Origin of the sequence: Streptomyces sp. YPW6 (genome assembly GCF_018866325.1) — a bacterium.
In the GTDB taxonomy this organism is placed as follows: Bacteria; Actinomycetota; Actinomycetes; order Streptomycetales; family Streptomycetaceae; genus Streptomyces.
In genome coordinates this window covers 7,000,851-7,016,670 of record NZ_CP076457.1, presented here as the reverse complement: position 1 = coordinate 7,016,670, position 15,820 = coordinate 7,000,851, and the positions used below count along the sequence as shown (strand labels likewise).

General features: G+C 69.6%; 10 protein-coding genes. 6 read left to right on the top strand and 4 right to left on the bottom strand.

The genetic code is table 11. The annotated features are described in order from the left end of the window. The first annotated feature begins 61 nt into the window (after positions 1-61). The 5 genes from KME66_RS30795 (at position 62) to KME66_RS30775 (ending at position 7,738) form a co-directional block, all read left to right on the top strand. Positions 62-679 carry an SMI1/KNR4 family protein gene (locus KME66_RS30795; protein ID WP_367303636.1) on the top strand — a complete coding sequence of 206 codons (618 nt, stop codon included), beginning with the start codon at positions 62-64 and terminating at the stop codon, positions 677-679. A 1,039-nt stretch (positions 680-1,718) separates the two neighbouring features. After that, complete coding sequence (locus tag KME66_RS30790; protein WP_216328182.1) at positions 1,719-3,980, top strand: transglycosylase domain-containing protein; 2,262 nt, start codon at positions 1,719-1,721, stop codon at positions 3,978-3,980. A gap of 72 nt (positions 3,981-4,052) precedes the next feature. Continuing rightward, complete coding sequence (locus tag KME66_RS30785) at positions 4,053-5,339, top strand: hypothetical protein (protein WP_216328180.1); 1,287 nt, start codon at positions 4,053-4,055, stop codon at positions 5,337-5,339. A 148-nt stretch (positions 5,340-5,487) separates the two neighbouring features. Further along, a complete protein-coding gene (locus KME66_RS30780; RefSeq protein ID WP_216328178.1) occupies positions 5,488-6,666 on the top strand; it encodes an amidase domain-containing protein in 1,179 nt (392 codons plus the stop codon). A gap of 568 nt (positions 6,667-7,234) precedes the next feature. Beyond that, entirely contained in the window at positions 7,235-7,738 is a 504-nt protein-coding gene (locus KME66_RS30775; protein WP_216328176.1) for a hypothetical protein, read from the top strand. A 289-nt stretch (positions 7,739-8,027) separates the two neighbouring features. Here the strand turns inward: KME66_RS30775 and KME66_RS30770 are convergent, their stop codons facing one another. Together KME66_RS30770 and KME66_RS30765 are read right to left on the bottom strand one after the other, a co-directional pair. Next, complete coding sequence (locus tag KME66_RS30770; protein WP_216328175.1) at positions 8,028-9,902, bottom strand: TerD family protein; 1,875 nt, start codon at positions 9,900-9,902, stop codon at positions 8,028-8,030. A 344-nt stretch (positions 9,903-10,246) separates the two neighbouring features. Further along, positions 10,247-10,684: a secondary thiamine-phosphate synthase enzyme YjbQ gene (locus KME66_RS30765; RefSeq protein ID WP_073224838.1), complete on the bottom strand. Its 438-nt coding sequence runs from the start codon at positions 10,682-10,684 to the stop codon at positions 10,247-10,249. A gap of 448 nt (positions 10,685-11,132) precedes the next feature. Here KME66_RS30765 and KME66_RS30760 point away from each other — a divergent pair, with 448 nt between their 5' ends. Beyond that, positions 11,133-12,263 (top strand): NAD(P)-binding domain-containing protein, encoded by a 1,131-nt coding sequence (locus KME66_RS30760; RefSeq protein WP_253208516.1) that lies wholly within the window; start codon positions 11,133-11,135, stop codon positions 12,261-12,263. A gap of 176 nt (positions 12,264-12,439) precedes the next feature. On the opposite strand, the gene mltG is transcribed toward KME66_RS30760, so the two are convergent. Both mltG and KME66_RS30750 read right to left on the bottom strand, forming a co-directional pair. Then, the gene (gene mltG, locus KME66_RS30755; RefSeq protein WP_216328173.1) at positions 12,440-13,300 is read right to left on the bottom strand and encodes an endolytic transglycosylase MltG; all 861 of its coding nucleotides are present in this window, start codon (positions 13,298-13,300) and stop codon (positions 12,440-12,442) included. Between the two features lie 633 nt (positions 13,301-13,933). Beyond that, entirely contained in the window at positions 13,934-15,751 is a 1,818-nt protein-coding gene (locus KME66_RS30750; protein ID WP_216328170.1) for an ABC transporter ATP-binding protein, read from the bottom strand. Between the last annotated feature and the right edge of the window lie 69 nt (positions 15,752-15,820).

Sequence of the window (15,820 nt, the reverse complement as noted above, 5' to 3'; positions counted from 1 at the left end):
AGCCTCAAACAACCTCGCTCAGCCGCCCAGCAACCTCAACTGAAACAGCGAGGTCAGGCGCATGTCCCGCATCGCCCGCACTCCATCCGCCAGGGCCGCACGGCCTACCATCGGGCCGTTGCCGAATAATGCTGCCCACAGAGGTCATCAGGTGTACAACTCTCCGTTCCGTGAACTTCTGGGAGCCCCCCAGGTCAACAGGGAAACAGTCGCTGACTGGGAAGCTGTTGAAAGAATGAGCAACATCACCCTCCCCACCGACTACAAGGAGTTCGTCTCCGCCTACGGGCCGGGATGCATCAGCGAACAGGTCTATCTCTTTCACCCGCGGGCAGCGAGGGGAGACCACGGCCTGCGCCTCGAGTCACTGTGGGATCGGGCCTCCTCTTCCTACGGAGACCTGGCTCGCAGCGATCCCCACGCCTACCGGCACCCCGTGCACCCGGACCCGGGTGGATACTTCGCGGTCGCCCGGTCGATCTCCGGCAACCACATCTTCCTCGTTCCCCCTGACGGGAACAGAAGGCAGTGGCAGGTCGCGGTGGAAATGGGAGCGTGGTTCGTTTTCGACATGACCTTCACCGACTTCCTCCGGGCTGCACTGCGCGACGAGCTTGACGTTCCCGTCATTCAAGGAGAGCCGTCATTCGAGCGAATAGGGGGTGTCGATTTCGACTAGAACCAAGCGAAATCGACACCAGGTCTTTGCGTACGGCGGCACCATGGGGATTGCGGCTTCGCCCTGGCACAGAAGAGTCCCGAGAGGTCCGCGAGTCCTGTCTGCAACCCGTGCTTCTCTGTCTCCGGTTCGGATCGGGTCGCCCTCCTGATCGGGTCGCCCTCCTGACCGCGCAGAGCAGAGCCGCCACGGCACTTTCCCGGTCGGCGAGCGCCTGGTGAACCCCAGGAGCCGAAGGCACCCACGCGCAGACCAGGGCGAAGGCCGAGGAGGTTCGGGTGGAACGGCTTCATCGAGACCGGACGGCTGTCGGCCTCGGCGTGGCCGGTCATGATGATGCCGTCCGGATTGACGCACGATGTCACGACATCGGCGAAGCGCATGTCGTTCCCGCCGACCGACGGGGTGACCAGCATGGTGTGCTGGTCGGGGCCGCCCTGGCCGAGCCGGCCCGGTTCGCCGTTCCGGACGATGTGGTGGTGCCCGGCTCCGGAACGGGCGACCGACTGGCAGTCCAGTGCCGGGCCCCGGTGTCCGCCCGCCCCTCGATCGGCCTGGCTGCATCGGGCAGGGGCGCCTGCGCCGGTCGTACGGCCTCGGCAGCACGAGAGCCCGCCCGCCCCGGGTGGTGATACGGGCGGAACGTCGGCGTCGGTACCCGTCGACCGCATCCACTCTCCGGCCCCCGCCGCTCGCCGCAGAGGCGAAGAACGCGCGGCGAGGAACACACCACGGTCGGCGTCATGTGACGGATTCGCCCGACCACCGTGTGGAGATCCTGCGAACCACGCTGGTAATTTGAGAGCCGCGATCCCGTGAGGTCGGGGGGAAGTCAGGGTTTGCGACCGCCATATCGATTGCTGGGTCAAGCCCTCGTACGCCCGTACTGCCTGCACGCGTTGGGGAGTACGGAGAGAGGCTGATCGTGACCGAGGCAGGACAGGGAGCACATACTCAGGACGGCGGGGAAGAGCCTTCGGATTCGCGTTCCCCGGCCGACCGGCGTGCACTCGGACAGCGGCTCATACCCGACGAGACGATGCAGCTTCGCATATCCGGCGGCGGCATCCCCGGCGCCGGTCCCGAAGAGCCACCCGTATCCGGCGTGGAACGGCGGGAGATATCCGACGGCAGCACCGGCACACCCTCCGGCCCGGAGAAGGCCGGACGGACCGCACCGACCGGCGACCACCCCGCGCCCGCCTCCGGATCCCGCACGTCCCGCCGCGCGGAAGCCAGAGCCGCCGCAGCCGGTCGGCCCGGTAGCCGGCGCCGCAGGGCGCCCGCGTCGACGCCCGCCGCGCGCTTCACCGCTGCCGCCGGCGCCGCCACCGCTGCCGCCGTCGCCGTGCTCGGCCCCTGGCTCCGCCGCATCCGGCCGCACTACCCCCGACCCGGGCGCACCGGCTGGAAGCGCTGGTTGCCCAGCTGGCGGCAGATCGGCGGCACGGTCCTCGCCTCGTTCGGGCTGAGCGTCCTGACCCTGACGGTCGCCTACGCCGTCACCGACATTCCGGACGACCTCAACTCGTTCGCCACCCAGCAGGACAACGTCTACTTCTGGGCCGACGGCACTCCCATGGCCCGCGCCGGCTGGGTGCAGCGGCAGGAGATGGAACTGGACGACGTTCCCGAGGACGTGCGCTGGGCGGTGCTCGCGGCCGAGAACGAGAGCTTCTACAGCGACCCCGGCATCTCGGCCAAGGGGCTCACCCGCGCCCTCCTGCGTACCGTCGGACAGGGCAGCACCGAGGGTGGTTCGACCATCACCCAGCAGTACGTCAAGAACGCCTACCTGAGCCAGGAGAGGACCTACAGCCGCAAGTTCACCGAGGCCATCATGGCTCTCAAGCTCGACGACGAGATGAGCAAGGACGAGATCCTGGAGGGATACCTCAACACCAGCTGGTTCGGACGGGGCACCTACGGCATACAACGTGCGGCCCAGGCGTACTACGGCAAGGACGTGAGCGAACTCAACGCGAGCGAGGGCGCCTTCCTCGCCACCCTCCTCAAGGGCGCCGGGCTGTACGACCCGACGCTCAGCGCGGCCAACCGCACCCGGGCGGAAGAGCGGTGGCGGTGGACGCTCGACCGGATGGTGAAGATCGGCAAGATGTCGCCGGAGGAGCGTGCCCGCTACCGCACCTTCCCGAAGGTGCTGGAGAGCAACCCGCTCTACAGCACCGGCGAGCAGAGCGACTACCTGGTGGAACTCGCCACCCGGTACGCCAAGAAGACCGCCCACATCTCCGACAAGGACTTCGACCGGGGCGGTTACCAGATCTACACGACGTTCGACAAGAAGCGCGTGGACCAGCTCACCCGGGCCGTCGGCAAGGCCCGCGACAAGGCCCGCAAGGACAACCCCAAGGCCGCGAAGGACGTCCACTACGGCGCTGCCTCCATCGCCGTCGACGGGCGGATCGTGGCCATCCACGGCGGACCCGACCACCGCAAGCAGGGCTACAACGAGTCCAACGCGACGACCGTGCCCGCCGGCTCGGCGTTCCAGCCGTTCGTCTACGCCGCCGCGCTGGAGCACGGCGTACGCAAGAGCCGGGACGGCACCCGCGAGCCGGTGACGGGCGAGACGGTGTACGACGGCGACGACAAGGTGCCGGTCACCACGCCGGAAGGGCCCTACTGGGACCGCAGCGGCCGCAAGGTCGCCGCGAAGAACGACAAGGGCCGGTCCTACGGGCAAATCACCCTGCACCAGGCCCTCGCCTCCTCGGTCAACACCACCTTCATGCAGCTCGGCATGGACACCGGCCTGGACAAGGTCCGCTCCACCGCCCGGGCCAGCGGACTGTTGTCCTCCAGCCTCGGCGCCCAGGTCCCCGCACTGGCCGGCGGCAGCTCCAGGCCCAGCGCCATCCGGATGGCCAGCGGCTACACCACCTTCGCCGCCGAGGGCCGGCACACCGACCCCTACGCCGTCCTCAAGGTCACCCGCAACGGCCACGAGGTCCCCACGGACATCCCGGCCGCGCGCCGGGCCCTGGACGCCGACACCGCCGCCGAGGTGCAGTCCGCCCTGACGGACGCCTTCCGCACCGCCTACCCGGAGACCGCCGCGCAGGCCGGCGGGGAGGTCGCGGGAAAGCGGGGCACCACCGAGGACGACACCGCCGCCTGGTACGTCGGCACCGAGAAGAAGGTGTCCACCGCGGTCGTCGTCTACCGCATCGACCTGGCCGAGAGCCTCGAACCCCTACCGCTGGAGGGACTGGGCGGCACGATCGCCGACAGCGTCCCGTACGGCATCTGGTCGGAAGCCCTGAGACCGCTCGGCTGACCACCGGCACGACCGACATCGTCCCCTTCCGCGCCTCCGCGAGGCGGAGGACACCGAGAGATTGAGCCGCAGATGAACAAGCCGTCGGGCCGACGCCGCAAGGACCCCGCGCCCCGCCGTCTCCCCGCCCGCCCTCGGACGCTCGCCCTGGCAGCACTCGCCGTCGTCGCCTCCGCCCTCGGCGGCTACCTGGTCGTGTTCGGCACCGACGACACCACCCCGACCGCGTCCGCGACGAACCGCTCGCCGCGCCAGCCGCTGCCCCAGGACGCGGAGGAACTGGCCTGGGACGGCAAGGTCGAGGTGATCGGGGACGGCTCGACCTCCTTCACCGGCCCGCAGAAGGGGCAGCTCAAGCCCCGGCCGCTGAAGCCCGGTGAGAAGCCGCCGCAGTTCGTGGTGTTCTCCTGGGACGGCGCCCTCCAGGGCGATGACGGACTGTTCGCGCACTACCGGGAGATGGCCAATCGGCACGACGCCCACATGACCTTCTTCCTCACCGGCATCTACCTGCTGCCGAAGGGCCAGAGGGACCTGTACGACCCGCCGCAGCACCCCCGGGGAAGCGCGGCCATCAGCTTCCCCACCGACGAGCACGTCTACACCACCCTGGAGCAGCTCAGCGGGGCCTGGAAGGACGGCAACGAGATCGGCACCCACTTCAACGGGCACTTCTGCGGCCCGAAGGGGGGCGGCGACTGGAGCGTGTCCGAGTGGAAGAGCGAGATCGACCAGTTCTACGACTTCGTCGAGAAGTGGAAGACCAACACCGGCAGGACCGACCTCGAACCGCTGCCGTTCGACATACGCCGCGAGGTCGCCGGCGGCCGCGCTCCCTGTCTCGAAGGCCAGGCCAACCTCCTCAAGGCCGCCAAGAGCTACGACTGGCGCTACGACGCCAGCTCCGCCGGCGACTTCCAGATATGGCCGCGGAAGAAGAACGGCATATGGGACTTCCCGCTCCAGATGCTCCCGTACGAGGGGGGCAAGTACCAGGGCCTGTCCATGGACTTCAACTTCCTCTACAACCAGTCCGAGGGCAAGACCGACGGCGACCCGGCCATGTACCCGACGTGGCAGCAGGAGACCCTGAACACCTACACAGCCGGCTTCAACCGCGTCTACTACGGGAGTCGCGCGCCCCTGTTCATCGGTAACCACTTCGAAGAGTGGAACGGCGGCATCTACATGAAGGCCGTCGACCAGATGATAGAGAAGGTGTGCACCAAGAAGGACGTCAAGTGTGTGTCCTTCAAGGAACTTGCCGACTGGATGGACGTGCAGAAGCCCGCCACGCTGGAGCGGCTCCGCAGCCTCGACCCCGCCCAGTCCCCGGACTGGTCCACCGTCGTGAAGTGACGCCCAACGGCCGTCGCCCTCAACTGCGGTGACGGTTCGGACACCGCCTCGCATCAATCCCCTCGCCTCCTTCACACCGGCTGCACGAGGCGTGCAAAGATGCGGCTTGACTCGGCGGTCCATGCCGGGAAAAGAGGGAAGAACGCCAGTGAAGTCGAGAAAACTCAAGCACACACGACGCCGGGCGACGATACTCACGGCGGCCGCCGCATCGGCCGTCGCGGGGGTCGCGCTGCTGCCCACCTGGAACGCGGGCGCGTCCACGGCAGCCGAGCCCCAGGTCGACGCCAGGACCAAGGCCGCCTTCCAGAAACTGGCGGACGCGGTCTTCACCGACCGCACCAACGCGCTGATCGACCGGCCTCGCCACAGCGGCAGGAAGGCCAAGGCCGACGGCATGTCCGGCAAGGTGGAGCTCTCCTCCGGGATCGGCCGAACCGAGCACGCCGCCCGGAAGCAGCTCGACGACCGCAGGAACCGACTGGCGCGCAACGGCGAGAGGTACAGCGCCGGCAGCACCGAGGTCACCCTGGACCGCACCCAGGTCAAGGGCCGTACCGCAGTCGTCCGGGTCACCGAGAACACCACGCTGACCTACGCCAAGGTCACCGGCGGCGAGCCGGGCACCACCGGCTTCCAGGCTCACCACGAGCTGACCTTCAAGGCCGACAGGAACGGCTCCTGGAAGGTCACGAAGATCCGCGAGACCGCCGACGGCGGCCTCGCGGTCAACCAGCTCGCCGAGCCGAAGACCGTGTCCGCAGCGGCCAAGACCACGTCGACCACCCCGGCCGCGCCCCGCGCCGCCATCACGAGACGCCCGCCGGCCGCCCCCAAGAACCTCACCGGCGGCGAGTACGACTACCGGGCGATGGCCGCGTACGCGGAGAAGCACTGGACGAACTACAACCCTGCCTACCCCGACTTCAACGGGGCCGGTGCGGGCGGCGACTGCACCAACTTCGTCAGTCAGTCCCTCAAGGCCGGCGGCTGGAAGCACGTCCCCGGTTACGTCTACGACTACACGCGCTGGTTCGGCACCGCCGACATCCAGTCGCACTCCTTCGTCGGCGTCAACGAGTGGTCCTGGTTCGCGCAGAACTCCGAGCGCACCACCAGCCTTGCCAACGTCTACCAGATGGACGTCGGCGACGTCCTCCAGGTCGACTTCGACAAGGACGGGTCCAAGGACCACACCATGATCGTCACGTCCCGCCGCAACGGCGTGCCGTACCTGACGTATCACTCCACCAACACCCTGCGCCGTTCGGTGACGAGCATCATCTCGTCCTACCCGAACGCCGCGTACTACGCCTACCGCACCTGACGGTCGGCCGCTCCCGAGCCACAGCGCCCCTCGTCCGTGACGGACGAGGGGCGCTGTCGCGCCTCACCACCAGCACCCGTCCGCACGAGGACGTACAGCCCGAGAACCCGCCCGTCCGACGGTGCTCAATCCACCCCGCCGGGCCCGTCCGCTGTCGCCGAACTCCCCCGACCGGTCGCCCTCCGTCAAGAACCCCGTCTCATCCAGGGCCAGCACCGCGTCGACCTCGCCCGCACGCTCGACCCACGCGCAGGACAGCACCACATCGCGGACCCCGTCCACATCCCAGCAGGCAGCCCTCAGCAGCCGCTGCGTCGACCAGGGCCTCGCGGCACCTGCCTGCTCAGCCGCCTGCCACCCGTTCATGCCAGGCACGGCACGTCCGCCAGCGGCCGCCTCACCCGTCGCCCGTGCGAGGCGGCCGCTCGAAACACCCGGCGACCCGCGCCCCCGGCCCCGCCAGCTCCGCACCCCACAGCTCCACCTGATCTAACGTCACCACACGACGATCATTGCGGGCAGGATGACCCACGTGGCAAGTGCCGCCGCAGCACCAGGGAGACCCCGCATGGCTGACCACTATCCGTACCGCATCATGGCCGGGAGAGAGGACCTGGCGCTGATCTGGCGGCCTGGAGAGGGCGATGCCCCCGATGAGCTCGCCGTTGACGAACGCGGAGGTCTCCTCGCGTTCCCTGACCTCGAGGCGCTGCAGGAGCACTGCGATCGCAATGGCTGGGTGCTCGTCCGGGAGGGCGAAGGCACTCTCGATCTGGGCGTCGTACAGCGGTGGGTCGAGCACCCCGGCCATGGCTCGGTCCCGGCAGGACTGCTGCTGGAGGCGTGGAACTTCTTCGAAGATCTCTCTCACAGCCTGAAGGCCGGCCCATCCCTTCCCTCCCAAGGAACCATCCACGACAGCGCCTACGAAAAGATCTTCGGCGGCGAAGCTCTCGAACCGGCCGCTGGCGAGGGAGCCTGGACGGACGAGGAGACCGCGGCCGTGCGCGAACTTCTCCGCGCGGGAATGGACCTCTGGGAACAAGTCGCGCACAGGTCCAGCACCGGCTGACCGGCTCTACGGTACTTCTGTACGCACCCATTTCAACTGCCGCTGCAACACTGGCACTGGGCACACGAAGAGGCCGCCCGGCTGCCAAGAAAACAAGGACCAAGGACACAGACCCAAGGCCGTCCTGGTGACCACGTCCTGGTCCGGCCGGGCCGGCGAGGCATGCGCCAACGAGCACAGCCGCGGGAATCCGTGACGGTGACAGGCCGCCCTGATCCTGCAAGCGCCTCGGACGTTCGGTCGCTCAGGACGCTCCGCCGGTCCCATCAATTCTGGTCCTGCGATGCGGTCACTCGGCGACGTCGACTCCGTAGGACCGGGCGAAGTCGGCGAGAGCATGGTCGTATCCCTGCCCGACCGCCCGCAGCCGCCATCCCTCGCCCCGGCGGTAGATCTCGGCAAGGATCATGGTGCGCTCGGTGGTTGCGGCATCGAGGGTGGCACGGTGGGTCGGGGCCTCGCCGATTCCACGGGTGACGACGACCTCCACCGCGCCGACGTCGGAGAAGGTGACGTCGCCGTCGATCGCCGCCGCGACCACGACACTGGTCACCTCCAAGGGCAGCCGTTCCACAGCGACGCTGACGGCTTGCTCAGTCGGACCGTCCGTGGCGAGCCGCACCGTGCCATCAGGGTGTTCGGGTGCTCCGTAGAAGACGAAGTCCTCGTCTCCCGCGACCTGCTCCTGCGCGTCGAGCAGGAAGGTGACGACATCGACGTCGCATGCGGTGAGCTGCCCCCATGTGGCCGCCACCGTCCACGTAGCCCCGGCCTCAGGCAGGTCGACGACCTCTCCCCGGACCAGGATCTCTGCCGTGTCCCGCGACTCGGCGGCCGGGGCCTGATGCACAGAACCGAGTTCGGGTACAGGGGCCATGGCGGGCGGGAGAAGCCACTCGGCGCCATGGACGGGCAGGCCGAGCGAGGTGATGCGGCTCATACGCCGGTCCGATTCCCCGCCGGGGAGCAGCACGATGTCGGTGACTCTCGCCGAGAGGTTGACCGCTGCGGAGGCACCGAGCTCGACGACCTGGACGCGCGCCGCCCCGGCTTCCTCGTGGGTACCCCCCAACACCAGCACGCGACGCCCGGCGAGTGGTCGGTCCGCCCCGGCGGGACCGGTGCGTGCGACCGGTGGGGTGGTGCGCTGCGCGGGCACTGCGGGCGTGAGCGTGCGGGGCACGGCCGCCGCCTCCCCCGGCGTCGCTGTGGCACGTCGTAGGCCGGCAACTGCGGATCGGGCCACGCCCTTGGCCTCACCGGACCGTACATCGTCCAGCAGCCGCAGATAGGTCCGCTCGTCCACCAGAGGAACGCCTTCGGCAACGGCCCGGCGTAGTTTGGCGGTCCCCTCGCCGGAATCATTGGTGACCAGGAGGCTGGTCTGTCCGCTGATCGAAGTCATCATGTTGAGGCCGGCCGCCACCGAGCGGGCGATCAGCTCCTCGCGGGACATCAGGGTTTCGCCGGTGACAGCGACCTTCATCCCCTGTACCAGACCGTCTCCCGCCTGGAACCGGCCGGGATTCCGGTACGGACAGGGGGTCTTCGGGACGAAGGGCTTGTAGTCCTGTCGCGGCGGGCAGGCCAAGAGCGGAAGATCCAAGCCCAGACGTCCCGCGGCGTCCAGCGAGCCCTGCAAAATCCCCGTGAGCACCCGGACGTCGTCCTGTGCGTCGTGGGCCCGTTCCTGACGCACACCGTAGTGCGCGGCAAGCGTTGCCAGCTTGAGATTCGGCGTCGCGGGCGCGATCAACCTGTTGAGAGCCAGGGTGCAAAGACGTCTGCTCACAGGCACCCACGAGCGGACGCGGGCGAACTCGTGAGCTAGAAAGTCGTAGTCGAACTGCGCGTTATGGGCGACAAGAACGCGACCGCTCAGCAGCGCACCGAGCTGCGGCGCGATCTCCTCGAAAGGAGGTGAGCCTGCCAGGCGAGCGCGGGTGAGCCCATGAACATGCACAGGTCCCGGGTCGCAGCCCGGGTTGAGGAGTGTGGAGAACGCACCGGTCTGCCGACCGTACCCGTCCAGCGTGACGACCGCGAGGGACAGGACGCGGTCCCGGCCGGGCCTCAGCCCAGAAGTCTCCACGTCCACCAACGCCCAGTCGTGGAAATACTCGGGCAGCACGGGCCACTGCGGACCCGTTGGCAGCAGGGCCAACTCCGGCTCCCTTGAGGGTTCGGCAAGCGGCACGCAGCCTTCTCGCGCTCGTGGTCGATCAGGAGATCCTTCCACGCACAGCGGCTTCTTGCAGCGGATCTCGAACAAAGGCTCCGCCACCGCTCGGGAAACACCGTCTCCGGCGGCCCCCTGGGCCCAGTGGACCACTTCGCCCACCAGGGAGTCGGGCAGGTGGTCCGTCAGCCGGGCGGGCTCTACCTCCCGGGGACAACAGGGATACACCACGACCACACGTCGACGGCGGAGCCGGGGAGGGCGTGCATACTGCTGGGGCCTCCCACCATGGCCCCAGCAGCTGGTGCGGCCGGACCTAACCCGCACAGTCAGGCCCCGCCGACGCCGCCCAAAAACGACAGCCGCACCTGACGCTCCGGATTGTCCCGGTTCGTGTCGACCAAGCAGACCGACTGCCAGGTGCCCAGCTCCAGTCGGCCACCGATCACCGGCAGCGTGGCGTGGGGCGGGACCAGGGCCGGGAGGACGTGGTCGCGGCCGTGGCCGGGGCTGCCGTGGCGGTGTTGCCAGCGGTCGTCGGCGGGGAGCAGGTGGTGAAGGGCTGCCAGGAGGTCGTCGTCGCTGCCCGCGCCCGTCTCCAGTACGGCGATGCCCGCCGTGGCATGGGGAACGAAGACGTTGAGCAGGCCGTCGCGGCCAGAGGCAGCGCGGGTGAGGAACTCCTCGCAGGCACGCGTCAGGTCCGTGACCGTCTCGGCCGTACCCGTGGTGATGTTCAGGACCGTGGTGGTGAAGGAATCGGACATGCCCCCATCATCACCTCACCGGCGCGAACCGAGCTGTTCACGCTCCGGGACACACGTGACCGTGTCCCGACCCGGAAGGCTGCCTTCACCCGCCATGTCCCGATCAGCTCCGCCGGACTTCGCGCGATCACATCGGGGGCCTGCAGCGAGTGGCTTCCGCAGCCCGCTGTCGCGGCTGCTGACGTACTGACCGCGCCGCCGAACCCGCTGCAGGACATCTTCTTCGGCGTGGCGTCGGCGGCGGCGGCCGGGCAGATCGCCGCCGCGCACGCCCGATGTCTCTCTCGCAGGGGGCGAGACGCCGGTCGCCGTGCTGGCGAAGATCGACCGGATCCGCTCGCCGGCCGCCGCGGCGCCGGGCGCGTGGTCGCCGGAGGTCGCTGAGCCGTGCGGGAATGCCCGTCGGGCGTCCGGGAAGATCCGGGGCGCTTGGCGAGTTGGTAGAAGCGTGAACAACTCTGGGGTGCGCGAGCTGGACGTGGTCGTCATCGGCGCGGGTCAGGCGGGACTGTCCGCCGCCTACCACCTGCGCCGCGTCGGGATGGAGCCGGACGTCGACTTCGTCGTGCTGGACCACGCGCCCCGGCCGGGCGGCGCGTGGCAGTTCCGCTGGCCCTCGCTCACGTACGGCAAGGTCCACGGGATGCACGCGCTGCCGGGCATGGAGCTGACCGGAGCCGACCCCGACCGGCCTTCCTCGGAGGTGATCGGCGCCTACTTCGCCGCGTACGAGGACCGCTTCGGCCTGCGGGTCCACCGGCCCGTGGAGGTGAGTACCGTACGGGAGGGGAACGGCGGGCGGCTGCTGGTGGAGACGTCCGAGGGGGTGTACGCACCGCGGGCGCTGATCAACGCGACCGGCACCTGGGACCGGCCGTTCTGGCCCCGCTATCCGGGCCAGGAGACGTTCCGGGGGCGGCAGTTGCACACGGCGAACTACCCGGGGCCCGAGGAGTTCGCGGGGCAGCGCGTCCTCGTGGTCGGCGGTGGCGCCTCCGGTACGCAGCATCTGATGGAGATCGCCCCGTTCGCCGCCGGCACCTTCTGGGTGACCCGCAGTGAACCGGTCTTCCGCGAGGGACCGTTCACCGAGGAGTGGGGGCGGGCGGCCGTGGCGATGGTGGAGGAGCGGGTGCGCAACGGGCTGCCGCCCAAGAGCGTGGTCAGCGTGACCGGACTGCCGATGACCGACGCGGTGCGGCGGGCCCGCGAGCAGGGGGTGCTGGACCGGCTCCCGATGTTCGACCGGATCACGCCGACCGGTGTGGCCTGGGACGACGGCCGTACCGTCGAGACCGACGTCATCCTCTGGGCGACCGGGTTCCGGCCCGCTGTGGACCATCTGGCCCCGCTGAAGCTGCGCGAGCCGGGTGGGGGCATCCGGGCCGAGGACACCCGTGCTGTACGGGACGGGCGCGTCCACCTCGTCGGGTACGGCCCCTCCGCCAGCACCATCGGCGCGAACCGGGCGGGCCGTGCGGCGGTCCGGTCGGTCATGCGGCTGCTGCGGGAGACGGGCGGTGCGCGGGCCGGCGAGGAGGCCGCCGAGGTCGTCGCCGTGCCCGCTCCGGGGGCCTGAACCGGCGGTGGATCCGCTCGGCCCGTGGGTCTGATCGGCCTGGTCGTCGGTCCCGCCGATCCCGTCGGTGTCGTTGGTCCTGTCAGACCGGTCGGTCTCGTCGGACCCGTCAGAGCCGTCGGAGCCGTCAGTGCAGGAGGTCCCGTCGGTTCCGTCGGTCTCGCTGGTGGACTGGGTCAGTTCTTGGTGGCGGAGCCTCGGCCGCGGTTGAACTCCTCGACGTTTCTCTGCTGCTCGTCGTAGCTGTCGGTGAACCGCGTGTCGCCCGGACCGACGGTGACGAAGTAGAGCCACGGGCCGGGCGTGGGCCTGACCGCCGCGCGCAGCGCCTCCTCCCCCGGGTTGCCGATGGGAGTCGGCGGCAGGCCCTTGATCCGGTAGCTGTTGTACGGGCTGTCCAGCTGGGTGTCGGCGGTCGTCGTGTCCAGGGTGGAGCGCTTCAGGGCGTAGTTGATGGTGGAGTCCATCTGCAGCGGCATGTTCTTGAGCAGCCGGTTGTAGACGACCCGGGCCACCTTGCCCATGTCGGCCGGGGTGTCGGCCTCGGCCTGGACGATGCTGGCGATCGTGACGGTGTCGTAGACGGAGACGTTGTTGCGCCGGGCCCCCGCCGTGACGTGGTCCGCGGCGAAGTGCTTGCGGGCGGTGTCGGACATGTAGCGCAGCAGGCCCGCGGGCTCGGTCGCGTCGTCGATCGGATACGTGGCCGGGAAGAGGTATCCCTCGGGGTTGCCCTCGGCCTGGTCGGGCAGTTTCAGGTCCACCGTCGACGCGGCCTTCTGCGTGCTGCCGGGCTTCAGGTCGAGCGCCTCGTCGACCGCTTCGTACACCTGCGAGACGCGGCGGCCCTCAGGGATCATCAGGGTGCTCTGCGGGCTCTCCCGCTTCTTCGGCGGCTCGTCCGATCCGGTCAGGGACAGCGGGATCAGGACAGCCGCCGACGCGATGAGCAGGGCGCCGACGACCAGGACGATCTTTCCGCGGCGCGTCGGGCGGAGTCTGCGACGGGGGCGGGCGTCCGGGGACTCGTTCACCATGCGGGCACGTTAACCCGGGGCGTGAGCCGTGGCCGGTAGCCCGTCCACGGCGTCGGCTGTCGCGACACGAACGCCGTACGGCGAGACCGGAACGCCTGTAGCCGGAACACACGAACAGGGGATCGGGTGTTCGCTGGAACGCGTGATCGTCAGGGGATTCGTTGCTGTTCACCCGTCCGGGGCGTGATCATTGCAGAGCGCAGTCAACGGGCTGCAGACCGCTACTGCGCAGTCCCACAGATGCACCACGTACAAGGAGAAAGACCAGATGAACTTCCTGACCAACCTGCTTGCCGGCGTCGTCCACTTCGTGGGTTGGCTCGTCTGACCACAGCTCCACCCGGCGCCGTCGCTCCCTGTCCCACGGGAGCGGCGGCGCCGCCGTGCGTGCCCGCGGGGTCGGGCCGTTGTCCAAGGCGGTCGGGAGGTCCGGCGGCGGGTCGAGGAGGGGACGGCGACAGCAGGCCGCCGTGGTCGTTCCGCCGGGAGCCCGTGTCGACGCCGTGGCGACGGTGTGGCTGCCGTGGAGTTCCACCCCGAGGAGGGCTCGTGAGCGCGGCGAGCTTCGCCCTGCGCGCGTCACGCCGGTGATGTCAGGAGGGGCGGATCGTGGCCCGGCCCCGACGGGCCCGGTCAGGGAGCCGGGACCGGGACCGGGTGGGAGTCGCGGCGGATCAGGGCGGCGTAGCGGCCGTCGCGGGCGAGCAGTTCCTCGTGCGTACCGCGCTCGGCGACCCGGCCGTCCTCCAGGACGACGATCTGGTCCGCGTCGCGGACGGTGGAGAGCCGGTGCGCGATGGTGAGTGTGGTCCGCCCGGCGGACAGCGCGTCGATCGCCTCCTGCACGGCCTGTTCCGTACGGGTGTCGAGCGCGCTGGTCGCCTCGTCGAGGATCAGCACCGGAGGGTCGCGCAGGATCGTGCGGGCGATGGCGAGACGCTGCTTCTCGCCGCCCGAGAAGCGGTAACCGCGCTCGCCGACCATCGTGTCGTAGCCGTCGGGCAGGGAGGCGATGTGGTCGTGGATCTGCGCGGCGCGGGCCGCGGCCTCGATCTCCTCGTCGGTGGCCTCCGGCTTGGCGAAGCGCAGATTCTCGGCGACCGAGGCGTGGAAGAGGTACGTCTCCTGGGAGACGACGCCGACGGCCCGGGCCAGGGTGTCGAAGTCCAGGTCACGGACGTCGGTCCCGTCGAGTGTGACCCGCCCGCCGGTGACGTCGTACAGCCGGGGCACCAGGTAGCTGAGCGTGGACTTGCCGGAGCCGGTGGATCCGACGATCGCGAGGCTGCCGCCCGCGGGCACGGTCACGTCGATGCCGGTCAGCGTCGGGCCGCTCTTCTCGTCGTAGCTGAAGTCGACGCCCTCGAAGGCGATCTCGCCGCGGACCTTCTCCAGCCGGACCGGACTCTCGGGTTCGGTGATGTCCACCGTGAGGTCGAGGTATTCGAAGATGCGCTGGAACAGGGCGAGGGAGGTCTGCATCTGCACACCGGTGGAGAGCAGGCTGACCGCAGGGCGGAACAGCCCCTGCTGGAGCGTGACGAAGGCGACGAGCGTGCCGATGGAGACGGCGGCGGCTCCGGACGCGAAGGGGAGGCCGGCCGCCCAGTAGATGACGGCGGGCATGGCGGCCATGACGATGCCGATCGTGGACATCCGCCAGCGGCCGGCCATGCTGGAGCGCACTTCGAGGTCGACCAGGCGCTCGGACTCCTCGGCGAAGCCCCGGGTGAGGGAGTCGGACCGGCCCATCGTGCGGCCGAGGAGGATGCCGCTGACGGAGAGGGACTCGGTGACGGTCGCGGCCATCGCGGCCATCTGCTTCTGCCGCTGGGTGGTGATCTTCTTGCGTTCCCGGCCGACGCGGCGGCTGATCGCGACGAAGACCGGCAGCAGGAGCAGGGAGACGACGGTGAGCCGCCAGTCGAGGGCGAGCATGGCGACGACGGACGCGATGACGGCCGTGAGGTTGGAGACCAGGGAGGTCGCGGTGGAGGTGACCGTCGCCTGCATGCCGCCGATGTCGTTGGCGATGCGGGACTGGACCTCGCCCGTGCGGGTCCGGGTGAAGAAGGCGAGCGGCATCCGCTGGAGCTGGCTGTAGACGGCGGTGCGCAGGTCGTGCATGACGCGCTGGCCGACCGTGGTCGAGATGAGGGTCTGGAGCACGCCGAAGACGCTGGTCATCACGGCGGTGAAGATCATGCCGAGCGCCAGCAGAGTCAGCAGGCCCGTGCGCCCCTGCGGGATGGCCGTGTCGAGGATCTCGCGCAGCAGGAACGGGGAGGCGACCCCGACCAGGGAGGATGCGCCGACCAGCAGGCCGACGACGGCCAGGCGTCCGCGGTAGGGGCGGAAGAGGCGGAGGATGCGGCGCACCTCGGCGGGCGGCCGGTCGGCGGCGGGGCGGGTATCGGGCGGGGGCGTCCACGTGGGTTCGTCGGGTTTCATGGGCTCCTTCGTCGGGCGTGAGGCGGGGCCGGGCAGTCCCGGTCCCGCACGGTAAGAGCCTAGCTCATT

Coding starts and splice junctions, on each gene's coding strand:
- KME66_RS30785 (WP_216328180.1), top strand. CDS start 4,053: ATGAACAAGCCGTCGGGCCGACGCCGCAAGGACCCCGCGCCCCGCCGT.
- KME66_RS30795 (WP_367303636.1), top strand. CDS start 62: ATGTCCCGCATCGCCCGCACTCCATCCGCCAGGGCCGCACGGCCTACC.
- KME66_RS30790 (WP_216328182.1), top strand. CDS start 1,719: ATGCAGCTTCGCATATCCGGCGGCGGCATCCCCGGCGCCGGTCCCGAA.
- KME66_RS30775 (WP_216328176.1), top strand. CDS start 7,235: ATGGCTGACCACTATCCGTACCGCATCATGGCCGGGAGAGAGGACCTG.
- KME66_RS30765 (WP_073224838.1), bottom strand. CDS start 10,684: ATGTCCGATTCCTTCACCACCACGGTCCTGAACATCACCACGGGTACG.
- mltG (WP_216328173.1), bottom strand. CDS start 13,300: ATGGTGAACGAGTCCCCGGACGCCCGCCCCCGTCGCAGACTCCGCCCG.
- KME66_RS30750 (WP_216328170.1), bottom strand. CDS start 15,751: ATGAAACCCGACGAACCCACGTGGACGCCCCCGCCCGATACCCGCCCC.